The sequence below is a fragment of the Amycolatopsis sp. DSM 110486 genome (genome assembly GCF_019468465.1).
GTDB lineage: Bacteria > Actinomycetota > Actinomycetes > Mycobacteriales > Pseudonocardiaceae > Amycolatopsis.
Window position 1 is genome coordinate 7,148,019 of the sequence record NZ_CP080519.1, and the last position, 20,703, is coordinate 7,168,721.

17 protein-coding genes are annotated in these 20,703 nt (G+C 71.5%); 14 read left to right on the plus strand and 3 right to left on the minus strand.

The genetic code is table 11. The features are described from left to right. The first annotated feature begins 68 nt into the window (after positions 1–68). A complete protein-coding gene (locus K1T34_RS34695; RefSeq protein ID WP_220238944.1) occupies positions 69–1,763 on the plus strand; it encodes a helix-turn-helix domain-containing protein in 1,695 nt (564 codons plus the stop codon). A gap of 27 nt (positions 1,764–1,790) precedes the next feature. Here the strand turns inward: K1T34_RS34695 and K1T34_RS34700 are convergent, their stop codons facing one another. After that, a complete protein-coding gene (locus tag K1T34_RS34700) occupies positions 1,791–2,234 on the minus strand; it encodes a hypothetical protein (RefSeq protein WP_220238945.1) in 444 nt (147 codons plus the stop codon). A gap of 15 nt (positions 2,235–2,249) precedes the next feature. Beyond that, positions 2,250–2,747, minus strand: coding sequence for a MarR family winged helix-turn-helix transcriptional regulator (locus tag K1T34_RS34705; RefSeq protein WP_220238946.1), 498 nt, complete (start codon positions 2,745–2,747; stop codon positions 2,250–2,252). 178 nt (positions 2,748–2,925) lie between these two features. Here K1T34_RS34705 and K1T34_RS34710 point away from each other — a divergent pair, with 178 nt between their 5' ends. The 11 genes from K1T34_RS34710 to K1T34_RS34760 all read left to right on the plus strand — a co-directional run bounded on the left by K1T34_RS34710 (position 2,926) and on the right by K1T34_RS34760 (position 16,175). After that, entirely contained in the window at positions 2,926–4,449 is a 1,524-nt protein-coding gene (locus K1T34_RS34710) for a carboxylesterase/lipase family protein (RefSeq protein ID WP_255637764.1), read from the plus strand. A gap of 117 nt (positions 4,450–4,566) precedes the next feature. Continuing rightward, entirely contained in the window at positions 4,567–5,049 is a 483-nt protein-coding gene (locus K1T34_RS34715; protein ID WP_220238947.1) for an RNA polymerase sigma factor, read from the plus strand. A gap of 113 nt (positions 5,050–5,162) precedes the next feature. Beyond that, complete coding sequence (locus tag K1T34_RS34720; RefSeq protein WP_220247561.1) at positions 5,163–5,696, plus strand: sigma-70 family RNA polymerase sigma factor; 534 nt, start codon at positions 5,163–5,165, stop codon at positions 5,694–5,696. Between the two features lie 14 nt (positions 5,697–5,710). Further along, a complete protein-coding gene (locus K1T34_RS34725) occupies positions 5,711–6,295 on the plus strand; it encodes a DinB family protein (protein ID WP_220238948.1) in 585 nt (194 codons plus the stop codon). Between the two features lie 158 nt (positions 6,296–6,453). Further along, the gene (gene metH, locus K1T34_RS34730; RefSeq protein WP_220238949.1) at positions 6,454–10,083 is read left to right on the plus strand and encodes a methionine synthase; all 3,630 of its coding nucleotides are present in this window, start codon (positions 6,454–6,456) and stop codon (positions 10,081–10,083) included. Between the two features lie 151 nt (positions 10,084–10,234). Beyond that, positions 10,235–11,830: an FMN-binding glutamate synthase family protein gene (locus K1T34_RS34735; RefSeq protein ID WP_220238950.1), complete on the plus strand. Its 1,596-nt coding sequence runs from the start codon at positions 10,235–10,237 to the stop codon at positions 11,828–11,830. 209 nt (positions 11,831–12,039) lie between these two features. Then, entirely contained in the window at positions 12,040–13,269 is a 1,230-nt protein-coding gene (locus K1T34_RS34740; RefSeq protein WP_220238951.1) for a PP2C family protein-serine/threonine phosphatase, read from the plus strand. Continuing rightward, positions 13,266–14,864, plus strand: a complete 1,599-nt coding sequence (locus K1T34_RS34745) for an ATP-binding protein (RefSeq protein ID WP_220238952.1) — start codon at positions 13,266–13,268, stop codon at positions 14,862–14,864. The genes K1T34_RS34740 and K1T34_RS34745 overlap by 4 nt, the downstream gene beginning before the upstream one ends. Next, positions 14,861–15,298 (plus strand): response regulator, encoded by a 438-nt coding sequence (locus K1T34_RS34750; protein WP_220238953.1) that lies wholly within the window; start codon positions 14,861–14,863, stop codon positions 15,296–15,298. The genes K1T34_RS34745 and K1T34_RS34750 overlap by 4 nt, the downstream gene beginning before the upstream one ends. Positions 15,299–15,345: 47 nt before the next feature. After that, on the plus strand, positions 15,346–15,720 hold the full coding sequence (locus K1T34_RS34755; protein WP_255637765.1) for an STAS domain-containing protein: 375 nt from the start codon (positions 15,346–15,348) through the stop codon (positions 15,718–15,720). Positions 15,721–15,722: 2 nt separating this feature from the next. Further along, a complete protein-coding gene (locus K1T34_RS34760) occupies positions 15,723–16,175 on the plus strand; it encodes an ATP-binding protein (protein ID WP_370643441.1) in 453 nt (150 codons plus the stop codon). A 15-nt stretch (positions 16,176–16,190) separates the two neighbouring features. Here K1T34_RS34760 and K1T34_RS34765 read toward each other — a convergent pair whose 3' ends face one another. Then, positions 16,191–17,825, minus strand: coding sequence for an AMP-binding protein (locus K1T34_RS34765; protein WP_220238954.1), 1,635 nt, complete (start codon positions 17,823–17,825; stop codon positions 16,191–16,193). 99 nt (positions 17,826–17,924) lie between these two features. Between K1T34_RS34765 and K1T34_RS34770 the strand changes: the two genes are divergently transcribed. Next, positions 17,925–18,899, plus strand: coding sequence for an AraC family transcriptional regulator (locus tag K1T34_RS34770; RefSeq protein ID WP_220238955.1), 975 nt, complete (start codon positions 17,925–17,927; stop codon positions 18,897–18,899). A 133-nt stretch (positions 18,900–19,032) separates the two neighbouring features. Continuing rightward, positions 19,033–20,511 carry an aldehyde dehydrogenase gene (locus K1T34_RS34775; protein WP_220238956.1) on the plus strand — a complete coding sequence of 493 codons (1,479 nt, stop codon included), beginning with the start codon at positions 19,033–19,035 and terminating at the stop codon, positions 20,509–20,511. The last annotated feature ends 192 nt before the right edge of the window (positions 20,512–20,703 follow it).

The following is a 20,703-nucleotide window of genomic DNA, read 5'->3' on the forward strand; positions in this document are numbered from 1 at the left end:
CGCCCGGTCGATGGCCCATGATGGGTGCGCCGGAGGTTCGGTCCGTGAACACAATGGAGTGACAACGGATGGGCTACGAGATCGACACGCGCGACGGGCTGGCCCGCCTGCGCCACGCCAGGGAAGTCTTCCTGACCGAGCGGCTGCTGCCGGAGGACCTGCCGGCCTGGTTGTCCGCCGCCTGGCGCCGCTCGAGTTTCGCCGAGCTCGACGTCACACGTGACCACGTGCCGCAGGTGCCGGTGCCGCTGGAGACCCCGTTGGTCCGCGCCGCGACCCCGGTCCTGTCCAAATTGGCCGGTGACCTCGTCGGGCTCGGCGCCGCGGTGGTGCTCAGCGACGGCCACGCGCGGGTCGTCGGCTGCTGGGCCGACGAGGAGGCGGTGGGCGCCCACCTCGCCCGGATCGACACCCGGCTGGGTGCGGACCTGTCGGAGCGCTCCACGGGGACCAACGGGATCAGCCACGTGCTGGACACGGGCGGGCCGGTCGTGGTCGGGGGACCGGAGCACATTTTCGAGCTGTACCAGAGCACGGTGTGCGTCGGCGCCCCGGTGACCGACCCGGTCACGCGGAAGGTCAGCGGCGCGGTCGCGGTGGTGTGCGAGCTCGACGTGCCGTTGCGGGTGCTGCACGCGCTCGCGACCACGGCGACCGGCGCGATCGAGCGGGAGCTGCTGCACGCCGCCTCGGCGCACGAACACCGTCTGCTCGAGGCCTACCTGCGGGCCGGCCCCGGCCGGTACCCGATCGCTGTGCTGGACGGCCGCACCAGGCTCGTCAGCGACGCCGCCGCCGGGCTGCTGCGAGCCCGCGACATCGAAACGCTGGAGTCCTGTGCGATCGAGGCGGCGCGCGACGGCGGGCTGACCACGACCGAACTGATCCTCGACGACGGCGTGAAGGTCCGGCTCCGGCCCGCACTGCCGGGCGACAGCCGGGGCTTGCTCGTGCTCGTCGAGCCACCGCGGCCGCGTCCGGGACGCCGGCGCGCCCGGCTTTCCCTCTTCGCCGACGCCGGGCTGGCGGGTACCTCGCCGGCCTGGCGTTCGCTCGAGCGGTCGGTGGCGCGGGCGGGCAGCCGGCCGGTGCTGCTGCTGGGCGAGCCGGGTGTGGGCAAGACCGGCGTCGCCAGGGCGGCGCTCGGTGATCCCGTCGTCCTCGAGGCCGCCGACGACGAGGGCTGGCTGGCGGAAGTCGCGGAGGCGCTGGCGGCGCCGGCAGTGCTGCTGCGCCACGTCGAGCGCCTCCCGGGGAGCCGGGCCGCGCGGCTCGCCGCCCTCCTGACCGCCGGGCATCCCGCCCGGGTGATCGCGACGCTCACGACCGGCACCGGGCCGGACTGCGCGGACGTGCTGCGCACCGAATGGTCGCCGGTCGAGATCCTGGTGCCCAGCCTGCGCGAGCGAACGGCAGACATCCCGGAGCTCGCGCAGCGGTTCGGCCGTGGCACGCACTTCACCCAGGACGCGCGGTCGACGCTGCAGCGGCACGACTGGCCCGGCAACCTCGTCGAGCTGAAGGCCGTGGTCGCGGCGGCGGAAGCGGAGGCCGCCGGGCCGACCGTCAGCGCACGCCATCTGCCGCGACGCCTGCGCTCCTCACCGGCGCAACCGCGCCTGACCGAGCTGGAGAAGGCCGAACGCCTGGCCATCTCCGGCGCGTTGCGCACCGCGAACGGCAATCGCGTGCGGGCGGCCGCCCTGCTCGGGATCGGCCGCGCGACGCTGTACCGCAAGCTGCGGCGCTACGGCCTGGAGTGAGCGGGCCTGGAGTGAGCGGGCCGGGGCTCAGGTGATCCGCGTGTAGTGCATTTCGAAGTCGTGCTTCCAGTCCTTGCCCGGCATCGCCATCTCCCACGCGCCGTCGATGCGGTTGCCGTCCGCGCTGAAGGTGCCGGTGAAGCGCTGGCGGAAGTTCAGGGGCGAGAAGTCGGCGGCTTCGCGCAGCAGCGTCCACACGCCGTCGCGGAAGGTCATCGCGTAGAGGCGGCTGACGCCGCGGGCGTCGTAGTAGTGCTGGGTGAACGTGCCGTCCTCGTGGGCGGCGACGACGGAGTAGCTGTCCGGGGCCTCGGGCACGGGGACTTCGGTGCGCTGCGTGAGGTAGCGGCCGTCGAGGATCCGCTCGAAGACCGACCGGGCGACGGGCGGCGGCTGGTCGGCGGGCGCGTGGGGGAACCGGATGCTGACCGTCCACTCGCCGAGGAACGGGTCCAGGTCGTCGGTGCTCACGCGGTGCCTCCAGAGTCAGCCGGTGCGGTCGCCGAAGGATTCCAGGAGCACGCGCAGGGCGTCGGCGAGGGCGGCCTGCGCGGGCGGGTCGAGGGCGTCGAGCACCCGGTGCTCCGTGTCGAGGTGGTCGGGCAGGGCGCGGTCGATCAGCGCCTGCCCTTCGACGGTGAGGGCGACGACGATGCCGCGGCCGTCGGTTTCGCTGCGGCTGCGGGCGATCAGGCCGCGGTCTTCGAGCCGGTCGAGCCGTTGCGTCACGGCGCCGGAGGTGACCATGGCCGTGCGCATGAGCTCGGTCGGTGTCAGGCGGTGGGGCGGGTCGCTGCGGCGCAGCGTGGCGAGCACGTCGAACGACGCCGCGTCGAGGCCGTGCTTGGCGAACGTGCGGGCCAGCTCGGTGTCGATCAGGCGGGACACCCGTTTCAGCCGGCCGATCACGGCCATCGGGGACACGTCGAGGTCCGGGCGCTGCGCAGCCCACTGCGCGAGCACGGAGTCCACGTGGTCGGCCATGACGTCAGCCTAATGGGTGGCTTAGCCGTGAGGTACGTCAGCGATCTGTCGAAGTTGCTTAGTGGTGAGCTACTTTGGCCGGGTGGCCGACGTCGGGACCAGCGCCGACACGTTTCGCGGCTCCGGCGAGGGGATCCCGGACCGTGAAAAAATCTTGGTGCCCGGTATCGTCCGCGCGGTGGCGGAGGCAGTGGTGCGGCGGCGTGGGTTCGCGGTGGTGCTCCTCGTGCTCGCGGTGGCCGCGTCGGCGTGCGCGGCTTCGGACGCGGCGATCGGGCGGCTGGGCGAGGTCGTGCGCACGGCGTCGGGCCCGGTCCGCGGCACGGTGACCCCGGATCACCGCGTGTTCCAAGGGATTCCGTACGCGGCGCCGCCGGTCGGCGTGCGCCGCTGGCAGCCCCCGGCCCCGCCCGCGTCCTGGACCGCCGAGCGCGACGCCACGGCCCCCGGCCCGCGCTGCCCGCAGGGCACCGCGACCGGCACGAGCGAGGACTGCCTGTACCTCAACGTCTGGACGCCACCCGTTTCCACGGCGAAACGCCCCGTGCTCGTGTGGATCCACGGCGGCGCCTTCCTCGACGGCGGCGGTGACGGCTACGACGCCACCCGGCTGGTCGTGCGCGGCGGCGCGGTCGTCGTCACGATCAACTACCGCTTGGGAGCGCTGGGTTTCCTCGCCGACCCGGCCCTGGGCGCGCAGCCCGGAAACTACGGTTTCCTCGACCAGCAACAGGCCCTGCGCTGGGTCCACGACAACATCGCGGCCTTCGGCGGTGACCCCGACGCCGTGACCATCGCCGGCGAGTCCGCGGGCGGCATGTCGGTGTGCGACCACCTCGTCGCCCCCGGATCCCGCGGTCTCTTCCGCGCGGCGATCGTCCAAAGCGCCCCGTGCCAGGCGCAGGCCACCCTCGCGGCGGCCGGAAAGTCCAGTGTGGACTATTCGGCGGCCCACGGCTGCCCGGACCGCGCGACGGCCGCTGCCTGCCTGCGCGCGCTGCCGGTGGCGAAGCTGGCCACCGCCCCCGTCTACTACTCGCTGGCCGGCATCGAGATCCCCGGCCCGGTCACCGGTGGCACGGTCCTCCCGGCCGACCCGGTCACGGCCGTCCGGCACGGCTCCGCCGCCCCCGTGCCGGTGCTCATGGGCACGACCCACGACGAGTTCACCTACTTCCTCGCCCAGCAGCTCGCGGCCGGCGCCCCGCCCATCACCCCGGCCGGCTACCCCGCCGCCCTCGCGCGCTACTTCCCCGACGCGACGGCCGTCGCGGCCGAATACCCACCGTCCTCCTTCGGCGGCAACGCTTCCCGCGCCTACGCGGCGGCCGTCACGGACTCGTCCTTCTCCTGCGTGGCCGACCAGCTGTCACGCTCCCTGCCGTCGGTCTGGCGCTACGACTTCACCGACGCCACCTCCCCGGCCGCCACCGGCGTCCCGGCCCCCTTCCCGCTCGGCGCGGCGCACACGTCCGAACTCCCGTACTTGTTCGACCTCGACGGCCACCCGACCGCCCTCACCCCCGCGCAGAAGTCCCTGTCCGACCAGATGGTCGACGCCTGGGCGGCCTTCGTCCACGGCAGCCCGCTGTCGTCCTGGCCGGCCGGCTCGGTCGTCTCCCTCGCGGCCGACGGCCTTCACCCGGACCCCGGCTTCGCCGCCGACCACCACTGCACGTTCTGGCACCGGAACACCCCGTGACTCACTGACGATCTGCTCTGCGACGCGCGGGTGTTTTCCGGTGTCGTTGCACGTTCGGCCCCTTGTCGCGCTCCTACTGTCGAACGGCTTGCGCCAGGGGAGGGAGAGCGATGCCGGGTGAGCGATCGTGCCGATTTCGACGACTTCTTCCGCGCTGACTTCCCGCTCCTCGTCGGCTTCCTGCGCAAGCAGGGCCACGACCGCACCACCGCCGAGGACGCCGCCCAGGAGGCGATGACGAAGGCGTTGTCTTCGTGGGACGGCATCACGCACCCGAAAGCCTGGGTGCGTACGACAGCCGTCCGGGCCGCGAACAACAACCACCGGCAGCGGAAAGGCCACGAGGACTTCGAACCGGAGAAACACCCGGCGGTCTCCGACCCCGGCCTGGTCGAGTACGAAGAACGAACCTTGATCGTGCAGGTGCTGGAGCAGTTGCCGCCGCGGCAGCGCGAGGTCATGGCCTGGTACATCGACGGCTACTCGGTCGAGGAGATCGCAGCGGCGCTGACGATGCGGCCGAGCACCGTGCGATCCAACCTGCGCCACGCGCGCCGGCAGCTCGAACGTCTTTACGTGGGGAGGAGGGAAGCGCGATGACCGACCGGAAGTACGTGCCCGACTGGCTGGCCGCCGCGGACAGCGCCTTCACCGGCGCTCTGCGGGAGGAGTTGGAGCTCGACAAGATGCTGGCGCAGGTCAAGAGCCGGGTGATGAGCCAGGAGCTGGGCGTCGACTCGACCTCGGCGCGCATCCTGCGCGACGGCTTCGATGAGATCGTCGCCCAAGCCGCGCAGGGCGATCGCGAAGCGATGATCCAGGTTCTCGTAGCGGTGCGGCCTCTTGTCGTGCGGTATTTCCGGGCGCGGACCGGGCGGCAGAAAGGCGGGTTCGCGAGCGCGGACGACATCGCACAAGAGGTTTGCCTCGCGGTGCTCAGGCAACTGCCCGACTACGACCGCGGCCATTCGTCGTTTCTCCCGCTCGTGTACGGCATCGCACAGCACAAGGTGACCGACGCGCGCAGGGCGGCCGGCGCGGTCGTCAGTCGGCAGGCGCTGGACGAGCGCATGACCGACCTCATGCGCATCCTGCCCGACCGGCAGCGTGAGATCCTCGTCCTGCGCGTGATCATCGGCCTGACCGCCGAGGAGACCGCCGAGGCGCTGGGCCTCAGCGCGGGCGCTGTCCGCGTGCAGCAGCACCGGGCGCTCACCCGGTTGCGCAAGGACCTCGACCCCGGCTGAGGCACCATGACCCCATGACCGTCACCGCCGCGGCTCTCGAACGCGCGCTCACCTGCGTCGACACCACGCTCCGGCCCACTCTCGCCCAAGACTGGACCCGCAAAGCCGGTGAGCTCGAGTGGGACTGCCGCCAGACCGCGGAGCACGTCGGGGACGTCCTGATGTCCTACGCCGCCCAGGTGGTCAGCCGGCCGCAGGACCACTACGTGCGCTTCCTCGCCAAGGCCGACGAAGGCGCCACACCAGACGAACTCCTGGAGCTCGCCCTCACCGGCGCCCGACTTCTTCAAGCGGCCGTCAGCACGAGCGCGGAAGACACCCGGGCCTACCACCCCACCGGCCGCGCCGATCTGGCCGGCTTCGCAGCCATGGGCTGCGCCGAACTCCTGCTGCACGGCGAAGACCTGGCCACCGGACTCGGCACCGAGCTCGACCCGCCCCGCGAGGTCTGCGCGAACGTCGTCGCGCGGCTGTTCCCCGGCGAGGCCCCGGCGTCCGATCCGTGGGACGGCCTCCGCTGGTGCGCGGGCCGGATCGCGTTGCCGGGCAGGTCACGGCGGACGGAGTGGAAGTGGCGGGGTGCGCCGCTCGGTGACTGACCGTCCCGGAGTGTGAACAGTGGCTGCCTGTAACAGGGGGATCCGGTAGTCTCGACTACCAAGGTCGAGAGGCGCTGCAACGGACCACGTGAGTCCGCCACGCTCGGCCGGCTCCACTGTGAACCGAAGGGCGCCTCCGTGACTACGACGGAGGTGGCATGACCCAGCAGCGCAGGATTCAGCAGTGCAGGACCAAAAACGTGCGGGACCTGCTCGACCAGCGCATCGCCGTGCTCGACGGCGCGTGGGGCACGATGCTGCAGGGCGCCGGTCTGACCCCCGAGGACTACCGCGACGAGTGGCTCGAGGGACACCCCAAGGACGTCACCGGCGACCCGGACCTGCTGAACCTCACCCGGCCCGACGTGATCCTCGACGTCCACCGCCAGTACCTGGCCGCGGGCGCGGACATCACGACCACCAACACCTTCACCGCCACCAGCATCGGCCAGGCCGACTACGGCCTGCAGGACCACGTGCGCGAGATGAACCTGCGCGGGGCCGCGCTGGCGCGCCAGGCGGCCGACGAGTTCGGCGGCCGCTTCGTGGCCGGCTCCATCGGCCCGCTCAACGTCACGCTCTCCCTCTCGCCGCGCGTCGAGGACCCGGCGTTCCGTGCGGTGACCTTCGACGAGGTCAAGGCGTCCTACGCCGAGCAGATCCAGGCGCTCGCCGACGGCGGTGTCGACCTGCTGCTCATCGAGACGATCTTCGACACCCTCAACGCCAAGGCCGCCATCACGGCCGCGCGCGAGGTCGCACCGCACCTGCCGCTGTGGATCTCCGTGACGATCGTGGACCTGTCGGGCCGCACGCTGTCCGGGCAGACGGTGGAGGCGTTCTGGAGCTCCGTCGCCCACGCGGAACCGCTGGTCGTCGGCGTGAACTGCTCGCTGGGTGCCGCGGAGATGCGCCCGCACGTGGAGGAGCTGGCGAAGATCGCGGGCACCTACACCGCGTGCCACCCCAACGCCGGCCTGCCCAACGCGTTCGGCGGCTACGACCAGACCCCCGCCGAGACCGGCGGCATGCTCGGCGAGTTTGCGGGCGAGGGCATGGTCAACATCGTCGGCGGCTGCTGCGGCACCACGCCCGCGCACATCGCGAAGATCGCCGAAGCCGTGCAGGGCCTGGCACCGCGCGAGGTGCCCGAGCCGGCGCACCGCTCGCGCTTCAGCGGGCTGGAGCCGTTCACGATCGGCGAGGACACCGGGTTCGTGATGATCGGTGAGCGCACCAACGTCACGGGGTCCGCGAAGTTCCGCCGCCTCATCGAGGGTGACAACCACCAGGCGGCCGTGGACGTCGCGCTGGAGCAGGTGCGCGGCGGTGCCAACCTGCTCGACGTGAACATGGACGCGGACCTGCTCGACTCCGTGCAGGCGATGACCACGTTCCTCAACCTGATCGCCACCGAGCCCGAGGTCGCGCGCATCCCGGTGATGATCGACAGCTCGCGCTGGAGCGTGCTCGAAGCCGGCCTGCGGTGCGTGCAGGGCAAGGGCGTGGTCAACTCCATCAGCCTCAAGGAGGGTGAGGGCCCGTTCCTGGAGCAGGCCCGCCGCATCCGCGACTACGGCGCCGGTGTCGTCGTGATGGCCTTCGACGAGAAGGGCCAGGCCGACACCGCGCAGCGCAAGGTGGACATCTGCGCCCGCGCCTACGATCTGCTCACGCAGCAGGCCGGCTTCGCGGGCGAGGACATCATCTTCGACCCGAACGTGCTGGCCGTCGCCACCGGCATCAGCGAGCACAACGGCTACGCCAAGGCCTTCATCGAGGCCCTGCCTCGGATCAAGGAGCGCTGCCCCGGCGCGCACACGTCCGGCGGCATCTCGAACCTGTCGTTCTCCTTCCGCGGCAACGACGTCGTGCGCGAGGCGATGCACTCGGCGTTCCTGTTCCACGCCGTGCGCGCGGGGCTCGATATGGGCATCGTCAACGCGGGCCAGCTCGCCGTCTACGAGGACATCCCGAAGGACCTGCTGGAGCTCGTCGAGGACGTGCTCTTCGACCGCCGTGAGGACGCGACCGACCGGCTCGTCGAGTTCGCCGAGACGGTGAAGGGCAGCGGTACCAAGCGAACTGTCGACCTGTCTTGGCGTGAGGGCCCGGTCGGCGCACGGCTGTCGCACGCGCTGGTGCACGGCATCGTCGACTTCATCGAGGCCGACACCGAAGAGGCGCGTCAGCAGTTCGACCGGCCGCTCGAGGTGATCGAGGGCCCGCTGATGGACGGCATGAAGATCGTCGGCGACCTGTTCGGCTCCGGCAAGATGTTCCTGCCGCAGGTCGTGAAGAGCGCCCGCGTGATGAAGCGGTCGGTGGCCTACCTGGAGCCGTACATGGAGGCGGAGAAGGAGAAGATGCGCCTCGAAGGCCGCATCGAGACCTCCCGCGGCCAGGGGAAGGTCGTGCTCGCCACGGTGAAGGGCGACGTGCACGACATCGGCAAGAACATCGTCGGCGTGGTGCTGGGCTGCAACAACTACGAGGTGATCGACCTCGGCGTGATGGTCCCCGCCGCGCGGATCCTCGACACGGCGGTGGCCGAGAGCGCCGACGTGATCGGGCTGTCCGGGCTGATCACGCCGTCGCTCGACGAGATGGTCAGCGTGGCCACGGAAATGCAGCGGCGCGGGCTGAAGCTGCCGCTGCTCATCGGCGGCGCCACCACGTCGAAGCAGCACACGGCCGTGAAGATCGCGCCGGTCTACGACCACTCCACCCTGCACGTGCTCGACGCGTCGCGCGTGGTCGGCGTGGTGTCCGACCTGCTCGACACGGAGCGTTCCGACGTGCTCGACGTCGCCAACCGCGCGGAGCAGCAGCGGCTGCGCGAGCAGCACGAGAACCGCCACGCGACGCCGTTGCTCACCGTCGAGCGGGCCCGCGCCAACCGCGAGCAGGTGTCGTTCGACGACGTGCCCGTGCCGGAGTTCACGGGCGTGCGCGTGGTCGAGCCGACGATCGCCGAGCTGCGCGAGATGGTCGACTGGCAGTTCCTGTTCCTGGCCTGGGAGCTCAAGGGCAAATACCCGGCGATCCTGGAGCAGCCCGTCGCGCGCGAGCTCTTCGACGACGCCAACACGCTGCTCGACGAGATCATCGCCAACGGCTCGTTCACCGCCCGCGGCTCGTACGGCTACTGGCCGGCGCACTCCGAGGGCGACGACATCCTGCTCGACGGCGAGTACGCCGGCCGCGGTTTCCCCATGCTGCGCCAGCAGACGAAGAAGCCCGAAGGCCGCGCCAACCGCTGCCTGTCCGACTACATCGCGCCGTCCGGCGACCACCTCGGCGGCTTCGCCGTGGCCATCCACGGCGCCGAGGATCTGGCGCACCACTACGAAGCCGAGCACGACGACTACCGCGCCATCATGGTCAAGGCCCTGGCCGACCGCCTGGCCGAGGCCTTCGCCGAGTTCATCCACCTGGAGGCGCGCCGCCGCTGGTTCGAGCCCGACGCGCAGCCCAAGCTGGAGGACCTGCACGCCGAACGCTTCCGCGGTATCCGCCCGGCGCTGGGTTACCCCGCGAGCCCTGACCACAGCGAGAAGAAGGAGCTCTTCGACCTGCTCGGCGCCCGCGAGCTCGGTATCGACCTCACCGAGTCGTACGCGATGACCCCGGCCGCCGCCGTCAGCGGCCTGATCTTCGCGCACCCCGAGTCCCGTTACTTCACCGTCGGGCGCCTCGGCCGCGACCAGGTCGAGGACTACGCCCGCCGGCGTGGCCTGGACCTGGACGAGGTGGAACGCTGGCTGCGGCCGAACCTGGCCTACTGACCCGGAAGCACGGCCGGCGTGGGTCACACCACGTCGGCTGTGTCCGGTTCCGGTAGTCGATCGGGCACGAACGGGACGAAACGATCTGGCCCGGCGGCTCGAAAGGCCGCCCGGACCTGCGCAAAGGCGGTGCTGCGGCTACGTTCTCCCCGTGCGTGGATTGAGTGCGGTGAGGTTCGGCGCGGTGGCGCTGCTCGTGGTGGTCGCGGCGGGTGCGGTGGTGCTGGCGGCCGGCAACGCGTGGTGGTGGTTCCTCGCCGGGCCGCTGCTGGTGCCGGCGCTGGTCGGCGTGTACGACCTGCTGCAGACGAAGCATTCCGTGCTGCGCAACTACCCCGTGCTCGGCCACGCGCGGTTCCTGCTGGAGGCCATCCGCCCGGAGTTGCAGCAGTACTTCATCGAGCGCAACTTCGACGGGCGCCCGTACGACCGCAACGTGCGCAGCATCGTCTACCAGCGCGCGAAGGGCACCGACGCGGAGGAGCCGTTCGGCACCGAGCGCGACGTGTACGCCGACGGCTACGAGTTCCTCGTGCCCTCCATGGCGCCGGTCAAGCAGGCGGAGACGCCGCCGCGCGTGCGGATCGGCGGGCCGGACTGCACGAAGCCCTACGACATGGCGTTGCTGAACGTCTCCGCGATGAGCTTCGGCAGCCTGTCGGCCAACGCGATCCTCGCGCTCAACAAGGGCGCCGCGCTCGGCGGGTTCGCGCACGACACGGGCGAGGGCGGGCTGTCCGAGTACCACCTGCGCGGCGGGGGAGACCTGATCTGGGAGGTCGGCACCGGCTACTTCGGCTGCCGCACCTCCGACGGCGACTTCGACCCCGCCGAGTTCTCCGACAAGGCGCAGCACGACGCGGTGAAGTGCGTGTCGCTCAAGCTTTCCCAGGGTGCGAAGCCCGGGATCGGCGGGGTGCTGCCGGGGTCGAAGGTCAATGCCGAGATCGCCCGGGTGCGCGACGTCCCGATCGGGCAGACCGTGATTTCCCCGCCGTACCACCGCGTTTTCTCCACCCCGCGCGAGCTGGTGCACTTCGTCGCGCGCATGCGCGAGCTCGCGGACGGCAAGCCCACCGGCTTCAAGCTGTGCGTCGGCTCGCGGCGGCAGATGCTGGCGCTGTGCAAGGCGATGGCGGACGAAGAGGTCACGCCCGACTTCATCGTCGTCGACGGTTCCGAGGGTGGCACCGGCGCCGCGCCGCTGGAGTTCGCCGACCACCTCGGCACGCCGCTCACCGAAGGGCTCATCACCGTCCACAACGCACTCGTCGGCACCGGCCTGCGCGACCGCATCCGCTTGGGCGCCAGCGGAAAGGTCGCCACGGGCGCCGATCTGGTGAAGCGCCTGGTCCAAGGCGCCGACTACACCAACGCCGCGCGGGCGATGATGTTCGCCGTCGGGTGCATCCAGTCGCAGCGCTGCCACACCAACAAGTGCCCGGTCGGCGTCGCCACACAGGACCCGCGGCGCGGGCGCGCGCTCGACGTCGGGGACAAGTCGCAGCGGGTTCAGCGCTACCAGCACTCGACCGTCGCCGGTGCCCTGCAGATCATGGCCGCGATGGGCGTGTCCGAACCGGCCGACCTCGCGCCGCACCAGCTGCGCCGCCGCCTCGACCCGCACGTGGTGCGCTCCTACGCCGAGCTGTACGACTGGCTGGAGCCGGGGCAACTGCTCGCCGAGCCGCCCGAGGAGTGGGCCGTCGACTGGAAGGCCGCGGACCCCGACCGGTTCACCGTGTAGCGGGACGCTCCGGTATGTCCGGCATAGGCCGCACGCTGCGGCCGGGCTAGGGTGAGCGGAGGTTGAAAAGGCAGCCTTCGAGCCCCGGTGTGGATTCGTCCGCGCCAGGGCTCTCCTTCGTGTCGCCTCGAATCGCGCGCGGGTGGTATCGGGACGGCACGGTTCTCGAAAGGCTGGTCGCTCTGTCGAACAGGGAATCGCCGGACACCATGGAGCGGGACACCTCACCGGTGCTCCCGCCGGCCGTTCCGGCCACGCCGGGTTCGCGGTTGCGCGTCCTCCTGATCGAGGACGACGACGGCGACGCCCTGATCGTGGAAGAGCTGCTCGCCGACGCCGCGGTGCCGGCCACCCTCGCCCGCGCGCGGACGCTGGCCGAAGCCCTCGCCGGCCCGGTCGTCGCCGACTGCATCCTGCTCGACCTCCAGCTCCCCGACGCCATGGGGCTCACCGGGCTCACGCGGGTGCGCCAGCACGCGCCCGGTACCGCAGTGGTGGTTCTGACCGGGCAGAACGACGAGACCACCGGGGTCGCCGCCGTCGCCGCGGGCGCCCAGGACTACCTCGGCAAGAACCAGGTCGACGGCCCGCTGCTGGGTAAGGCGCTGCGCTACGCGTGGGAACGCAAGCGCACCGAGCAGGTGGAGCAGCAGCTGCTGCAGCAACAGCTGCTGGCCAGCGAGAACTCGCGTCTGGAACGCGGTCTGCTGCCCACCCCGCTGCTCGCCGACCCGCGCCTGGAGCTGGCGTCGAAGTACCGTCCGGGCCGCAACGGCTCACTGCTGGGCGGCGACTTCTACGACGCCGTGGAGCTCACCGACGGCACCGTGCACCTGGTGATCGGCGACGTCTGCGGCCACGGCCCGGACGAAGCCGCCCTCGGCGTCGCGCTGCGCATCGCGTGGCGCGCGCTGGTGCTGGCCGGCATGCCGATGGCCGACGTGCTCGCGACGGTCGAGCGCGTCCTCGTGCACGAGCGGATCCGCCCGCTGTTCGCGACGCTGTGCACGGTCGTCGTCGCTCCCGACCGCCGATCGGCGCGGATGAGCCTCGCCGGCCACCCGCCCCCGCTGCTGATCAGCCGCGACGGCACCGGCCGCCTGCTGTCCGGCGAAAAGCTGGGCGTGCCGCTCGGCGTCGTCCCGGACGCGCGCTGGGACCCGCTGGACGTCGACCTGGAACCCGGCTGGTCGCTCGTGCTCTACACCGACGGCATCTTCGAGGGCCGCGTCGGCGGCGGAGCGGAGCGCCTCGGCCACGAAGAGATGGCGCGGCTGCTCGTCGAGCTCCTCGGCGAGGCCGGCCCGGACACCGGCCACGGCGTGGTGCTCGACCGGCTCATCACCTGTGTCGAGGAGCTCAACGCCGGCCCGCTCGACGACGACGTCGCCCTCACCATGCTCACGCACCTCGAAGATCGTGCGGAGGCCGCGGAGTGAGCCGGTACGTCCGCGCGCAGCCGCACTGGCCGATCCGCCGCTGGGTTTCGGTGGTCGGCCTCGTCGAGGCGGTGCTCCTGCTGGCGGCGGTCGCCGGCGGGGTCCTCGCGGTGGGCAACCTCAACGACGCCCGCAGCCGTCTGCTTGACCAGAGCGGCCCGCAGCTGTTGCAGGCCAACGCGCTTTCGCAGGCGCTGCTGAACCAGGAGACCGGCATCCGCGGGTTCCTGCTCACCGGCCGGCGCGAGTTCCTCGACCCCTACCTGGCGGGCCGCACGCAGCAGGACGACGCCGCGGCCGAGCTGCGCCGCCTCGGTGCGCTGCCCGGCACTCAGGTCGGCGACGACCTCGAGTCCGTGCTGCGCGCCGCCGGCGCGTGGCAGGACGCGGTCACGAAGCCGACGTCACCCGGAGCCCCGCCGCCCGGAGTCGGCGCGGCCGATGCCGGCAAGACGCTGTTCGACCGGGTCCGGGTCACCCTCGGCACGCTCTCGGCGCACGTGTCCGCCGCGCGTGACGTCGGCCGGGCCGACCTCAACGGCGCCGCCAGCCAGCTCACCGTGCTGCTGCTCGTGATCGCCGGGCTCGTGGTGATCCTGTTGGTCCTGCTGTGGGTCTGGCTGCGCCGCGTGATCACGGTGCCGATCATGCGGCTGGCCGCCGAGGTCCGCGCGGTGTCCGCCACCGACGACATCCACCGGCCCGTGCGCGGCACCGGCCCGCGCGAGCTCGTGGAGCTGGGCTCCGACGTCGACGCGATGCGCCTGCGGATCGTGAGCGAGGTCAGCGAGCTGGAGCAGGCGCACGAGCTGCTCGACACCCGCACGCAGGAGCTCGAACGGTCCAATTCGGACCTCGAGCAGTTCGCCTACGTGGCCTCGCACGACCTGCAGGAGCCGCTGCGCAAGGTCGCGAGCTTCTGCCAGCTGCTCGAACGTCGCTACAAAGGCCAGCTCGACGAACGCGGCGAGCAGTACATCGCCTTCGCCGTCGACGGCGCGAAGCGCATGCAGAACCTCATCAACGACCTGCTTTCCTTCTCCCGCGTGGGCCGCCGCGCGGGCGAGATGACCATGGTGGACACCGGGAAGCTGCTCGACGACGCGCTCGGCAACCTCGAGCCCGTGATCGAGGAGACCGGCGCGCGGATCGAGCGCGATGAGCTGCCCCGGGTCCGGGGCGAAGGGCCGCTGCTCACCGCCGTGCTGCAGAACCTGGTCAACAACGCGCTGAAGTTCCACGGCGAAGTCCCGCCCGTCGTCCGCGTGAGCGCCGAGCGCCAGGGCGACGAGTGGCTGTTCTCCGTGTCCGACAACGGGATCGGCATCGAGGCGCAGTACGCCGAGCGGATCTTCGTGATATTCCAGCGGCTGCACAGCAAGTCGGCCTACAGCGGGACCGGGATCGGGCTCGCGATGTGCCGCAAGATCGTGGAGTTCCACGGCGGCCGCATCTGGCTCGACACCGAGGTGACCGAAGGCAGCCGCTTCCGCTTCACCTTGCCCGCGCCCGATCCGTCGCCCGAGCCGGAACCAGCGCGGACCGCGCACACCGAGCCCCTGATCGAGACCCGAACCGGGAACGAGGACGCATGACCGAAACCATGGCCCCCATCGACATCCTGCTCGTCGAGGACGACCCGGGCGACGTGTTGATGACGCAGGAGGCGTTCGAGCACCACAAGATCCGCAACGCGCTCTACGTGGTGGCCGACGGGGTGGAGGCCCTGCAGTTCCTGCGCCGCGAGGACCGGTACGCCGACGCGCCGCGCCCGGGCCTGATCCTGCTGGACCTCAACCTGCCCCGCAAGGACGGGCGCGAGGTGCTCGCCGAGGTCAAGGCGACGCCGGAGCTGCGCAGCATCCCGGTCGTCGTGCTGACGACGTCGGAGGCGGAGGAGGACATCCTGCGCAGCTACGACCTGCACGCCAACGCGTACGTGACCAAGCCCGTGGACTTCGACCGGTTCGTGGAGGTCGTGCGCCAGATCGACGACTTCTTCGTCACCGTCGTGAAGCTGCCGCGCTGAGCGCCGGCAGTGGCGCGCGCGGCGGCGATCCTGCACGATGGGATCTTGTGACGTCTTCTCCCCGGGATGTGCCCGAGACCGGCGACCTGCTGGTCACGGTGCGGCGTCACGAGCGGGCCGCCGTGGTGACCGTCGCGGGCGAGATCGACCTCGTCACCGCGCCCGAGCTCGACGAGATCGTGACCGGCGTGGTCGACGAGAGTCCCGAGGTACTCGTGGTCGACCTGCGCAAGGTCACCTTCCTCAGCTCGGCCGGGCTCCAGGTGCTGGCCGCGGCGCACCAGCGGCTGGGGGAGCGAAGGCTGCGCGTGGTCTCGACGTCGCACGTCACGACGCGGCCGCTCACCAGCACCGGGCTCGACACGTGGATCGGCCTGTTCACCACCGTCGACGAGGCGCTCGCTTCGGGAACGGAGGCGTGATCGTGGCCCTGCCCGAAGACAACCTCCCCCAGGACATCCAGCCGGGCGGGACCCCGCTGAGCTGCCGCGACGTCGTGGCCGAGCCGGGTGCCCTGCGCGCGCTGCGCCACCGGCTCACGGCGTGGGTGCGCGCGGCGGGCGTGCCCGAGGACCGGGCGCAGGACATCGTGCTCGCCAGCTACGAAGCGCTGGCCAACGTCGCAGACCACGCGTACGGCGGCGACGGGCGGGGTCTGCTCGACCTCGAAGCCGTGGTGCGGCGGGACCGCGTCGAGATCGTGATCACCGATCACGGGCACTGGCGCGCGCCGGTCGACGACCCGAACCCCGTGTCGCTGCGTGGCCGGGGGCTTCTGCTGCTGCGGGCGAGCGCCGACCACGCCGACATCGTGCCCGGCGTGGACGGCACCGTGGTCACCCTCGGCTGGAACCTGATCCCCGCCCGGTCGCACTGACGGGCTCGGCCACGCTCAGGGGTTGACGGGCTGCGGTTCCGCGGACTGCCCGGCCGCCCGGCGGCGCAGGAGGAACCGTTGCAGCTTGCCGCTGGGGTTGCGGGGCAGCTCGGTCACGAACTCGACCCGCCGCGGGTATTTGTACGGCGCCGCAACGGATTTCGCGAAGTCCTGCAGTTGTTTGACCATCGCGGCGTCGCTGTCCGCGCCTTCGCGCAGCACCACGTAGGCCGCGACGATCGACCCGCGCGCCTCGTCCGGCGCCGCGACCACCGCGCACTCCAGCACGTCGGGGTGCGCCATGAGGACTTCCTCGACCTCGGGGCCGGCGATGTTGTAGCCGGATGACACGATCATGTCGTCGCTGCGGGCGCGGTAGTGGAAGTAGCCGTCGGCGTCGCGCACATACGTGTCGCCGGTGAGGTTCCAGCCGTCCTCCACGAACACGGTCTGGCGGTCGTCGGCGAGGTAGCGGCAGCCCGTGGGGCCCTGCACGGCGAGCCGGCCGGGCGTGCCGTCGGGCACCGGGTGGCCCTCGTCGTCGACGATCCGCGCGCGGAACCCCGGCACTGCGCGCCCGGTGGAGCCCGGGCGGGTTTCCTCGTCGGCGGCGGAGATGAACACGTGCAGCATCTCCGTGCTGCCGATGCCGTCGATGAGCCAGCGGCCTGTGGCCTCGTGGAAGTCGACGGCCACGCTCTCCGGCAGCGCCTCGCCCGCCGAGACCGCGCGGCGCAGCGCCGACAGCGAGGCTCTTCGGTCGGAGGCGAGGATCGCGCGGTAGGCCGTGGGGGCGGTGAACAGCACCGTGACGCCGTGGGCCGCCGCGAGGTCGGCCAGCTCCGGCGGCGTCGCGCGCTCGACCAGCAGCGTGGCCGCGCCCGCATGCAGCGGGAACACGAGCAGCCCGCCGAGGCCGAACGTGAACGCGAGCGGCGGCGTGCCCGTGAACAGGTCGGTGGGCTCGGGCTTCACGACGTGGCGCGAGAACGTGTCCGCGATGGCGATGAGGTCGCGGTGGAAGTGCATGGTGGCCTTGGGCCGCCCGGTGGTGCCCGACGTGAAGGCCAGGATCGCCACGTCGTCGGCGGCCGTCACGACGTCGGCGAACGTCTCGGGCTGCGTCGCGCACCGGGCCGCGAGGTCGTCGGGGGAGTCGCCGCCGAAGGCGAGCAGCGGCAGGGCGAACGGCAGCAGGTCCTCGGTGTAGCGGTGGTCGGCGAGCGCGAGCGTGGGGGAGGACGCGTCGACGATCTTCGTCAGCTCGTGCGTGCGCAGCATCGGCATGGTGGTCACGGCGACCGCGCCGGCCTTGAGCACGCCGAGCCAGCACGCGGCGAGCCATGGCGTGTTCGGGCCGCGCAGCAGCACGCGGTTGCCCGGCACCACACCGAGGCTCACCAGCGTGCCCGCGATCTGGTTGGCGCGGGCGAGCAGTTCGCCGTAGGTCCAGGTGCTCGTCGGCGAGAGCACCGCGGGCCGGTCGGGGCCCCAGTGCGCGACGGCTCCGTCGAGCAGGCGGGTTGCGGCGTTGAGCCGATCGGGGTAGTGCAGTTCGGGAAGCTCGAAGAGCAGGTGCGGCCACTGGTCGAACGGAGGCAAGTTGTCCCGGCAGAACGTATCCGAGTGGGCACTGGGCGTGAGCTGCACGGCTGACCTCATTTCCCGTGGCGGCCGTCAAGAGAACGCCACTGTAATACAATTTACGATCGTCAGGAAGACGCTAGAGCGGCCGAAGGGGGCCGAGCCATGGCTGCGGTCGTGAAACCCGAGGTCGACACGCGCGATCCGGACGAGGCGCGGTCGCGGCTCAGCGACGTCTACTGCCCGCACCGGCTCGACCTCGTCGGTGGCGCGCGTGGGTTCGTCTGCCGGCAGAGCTCGCGCGGGTTCGCCAAGGTGCGGCTGTTCGACCTCGTGTACGGCGGGCCCGAGGTGCACGTGGACCCGGTGCCGTTCGACGACTTCGTGCTCGTCACGCGTCCGCTCAAGGGCCGCTTCGCTGTCCGCTCGACCGCCGACGGTCTCGTCGGCGCCGGGTCGGGCGCGCTCGTGATGGACGCGTACGGCTCGTACCAGCTGCGGTGGTACGACAGCGCCGAGGTGCTCAACACCGTGCTGGACCGCGGCGGGCTCGAACGGATCGCCGCCGAGCTGCGCGGGTGGGACGAACCGCGGCCGGTGCGCTTCGCGCTCGGCGGGCCTGCGTCGGCCGCTGCCGCCCGCCGGTGGGACACCGCGACCCGGCTGCTGCTGGAGGAAACGCGGTCGGCCGACGGGATGGCGGGCAGCCCGCTGCTCGCCGCCCAGCTCTTCCGGCTCGCGGCGACCGCGTTGCTGGAGGCGTACCCGAGCACATTCGGCGAAGCGGAGGCCGAGCCGGCCGGCCAGGTGTCGCCGACGGCCGTGCGCCGCGCCGAGGCGTTCATCGAGCTGAACGCCGCGGAGGACATCGGGCTGCTCGAGATCGCGGCGGCCGCGCGGCTGAGCGTGCGCGGGCTGCAGGCCGCGTTCAGCCGGGCGGGGCGGCCTTCGCCGGTGGCGTACTTGCGGGAGACGCGGCTGCGCCGGGCGCACGCGGAGCTGCGTGAGCGGTCACCGGAGGAGACGACGGTGGCGTCCGTCGCGGCGCGGTGGGGTTTCGGCAACGCCGGGCGGTTCAGCGCCGAGCACCGGCGTCTTTACGGCTGCGGCCCGTCGGACACCTTGCGCGGCAACGGATAGCCGCGTCCCGCGTCGTGGAAAGCCGGTTCGCGCACGGTGGGGGCCGGGGAACGCACGCCGCGTTGACTCTCCGTTCCGGTGCCGAATACTCCGCAGGAGATGTAAGCCACGTCACTGTCGGAGGAGGACACCTGTGACCGTCGAACAGCTCGAACCGGCGCTCGCTTCCCACTACGAACCACTGATCAACGGTGAGTTCCGCTCGCTCTCCACCGAGACCTTCCCCGCGGTGGACGCCGCGACCGGCGCGCAGCTCGCGACGATCACCCGCGGCGGCGCGGCCGACGTCGACGCCGCCGTGGCCGCCGCCCGCGCGGCGTTCCCGAAGTGGGCCGCCACACGTCCCGAGGAGCGGTCGCTGCTGCTGCACCGCCTCGCCGACTGGATCGAGGCCAACGCCGAGCGCCTGGCCGCCATCGACACGATGGACATCGGCCGCACGATCTTCGAAACGCCGCTGGACCACCGGATCGCGGTGGGGCAGTACCGGTTCTTCGCCTCGGCCGCCGTCACGCACGACGGCTGGAACCATCCCGTCGCCGGCGGCTGGGCCATCGCCAAGCGCGAGCCGATCGGCGTCGTCGGGCAGATCATCCCGTGGAACGTGCCCGCGATCATGACCGCGTTCAAGCTCGCCCCGGCGCTCGCGGCCGGGAACACGGTGGTGCTCAAGCCGGACGAGAACGCGTCACTGTCCACATTGGAACTGTGCACGAAGCTCGCCGAACTTTTCCCACCCGGCGTGGTGAACGTCGTGCCGGGCTACGGTGACGAGGCCGGCGCCGCGCTCACCGCGCACCCGGACGTGGACAAGCTCGCCTTCACCGGCTCCGCGGAGGTCGGCCGGCTCGTCGCGCACGCCGGCGCCGAGCGGCTCGTGCCGGTGTCGCTGGAGTTGGGCGGCAAGAGCCCGAACATCGTGTTCCCCGACATCGAGGACCTCGACCGGGTCATCGACAACGCGACGTTCGCCGCCACCTACTGCAACGGCCAGTCGTGCCTGGCCGGCACCCGCCTGTTCGTGCACGACGACCTGTACGACGACTTCCTGGGCAAGCTTTCCGCGAGCTTCCAGGGGGTGCGCGTCGGCTCCCCGCTCGACCCCGCCACGCGCCTCGGTTGTCTCGTGTCGGAGAAGCAGGGGCAGCGCGTGCTGGACTACATCGACTCCGGCCGCTCCGACTCGTCACTGGTCACCGGCGGCGGCCGCACGACGGTGGCAGGCAGCGAACACGGCTGGTTCATCGAGCCGACCGTGTTCGAGACCGAGAACTCCAGCCGCATCGCGCAGGAGGAGATCTTCGGCCCGGTGCTGTCGGTCATCCGCTGGAAGGACTACGACGCGCTGATCGACCAGGCGAACGACGTCGAGTACGGCCTCGCCGCCGGCGTCTACACCACCAACCTGAAGAACGCGATGCGCACGGCCGACCGCCTCCACGCCGGCTCCGTGTGGGTCAACCAGTACTTCAACCTCGTTGACGGCTCGCCCTTCGGCGGCTACAAGGGCAGCGGTCTCGGCCGGGAGTACTGCAAGGAAACGCTGGACATGTACACGCAGCTGAAGTCGATCGTGCTGGCGGAGGAACTGCCGCCGCCGCTGTTCGGCTGAGCCGCTTTTCGAACGAGCGCTCAGCCGCGGACGACGGGCTTCCACACGTCGTCGTCCGCGGTTTCGGCCGGTGCGGTTTCGGGCTCACCGTGCAGGCCGAGCCGGCTGCACGAATACGTCCGGGAGCCGGCACTGCACACCGAACATCGACAACGCCGGTGGACCTGGCACGCGAAGGTCGTGGTCACCGCC

Coding starts and splice junctions, on each gene's coding strand:
- K1T34_RS34695 (WP_220238944.1), top strand. CDS start 69: ATGGGCTACGAGATCGACACGCGCGACGGGCTGGCCCGCCTGCGCCAC.
- K1T34_RS34705 (WP_220238946.1), bottom strand. CDS start 2,747: ATGGCCGACCACGTGGACTCCGTGCTCGCGCAGTGGGCTGCGCAGCGC.
- K1T34_RS34720 (WP_220247561.1), top strand. CDS start 5,163: ATGAGCCAGGAGCTGGGCGTCGACTCGACCTCGGCGCGCATCCTGCGC.
- K1T34_RS34725 (WP_220238948.1), top strand. CDS start 5,711: ATGACCGTCACCGCCGCGGCTCTCGAACGCGCGCTCACCTGCGTCGAC.
- metH (WP_220238949.1), top strand. CDS start 6,454: ATGACCCAGCAGCGCAGGATTCAGCAGTGCAGGACCAAAAACGTGCGG.
- K1T34_RS34740 (WP_220238951.1), top strand. CDS start 12,040: ATGGAGCGGGACACCTCACCGGTGCTCCCGCCGGCCGTTCCGGCCACG.
- K1T34_RS34750 (WP_220238953.1), top strand. CDS start 14,861: ATGACCGAAACCATGGCCCCCATCGACATCCTGCTCGTCGAGGACGAC.
- K1T34_RS34770 (WP_220238955.1), top strand. CDS start 17,925: ATGGCTGCGGTCGTGAAACCCGAGGTCGACACGCGCGATCCGGACGAG.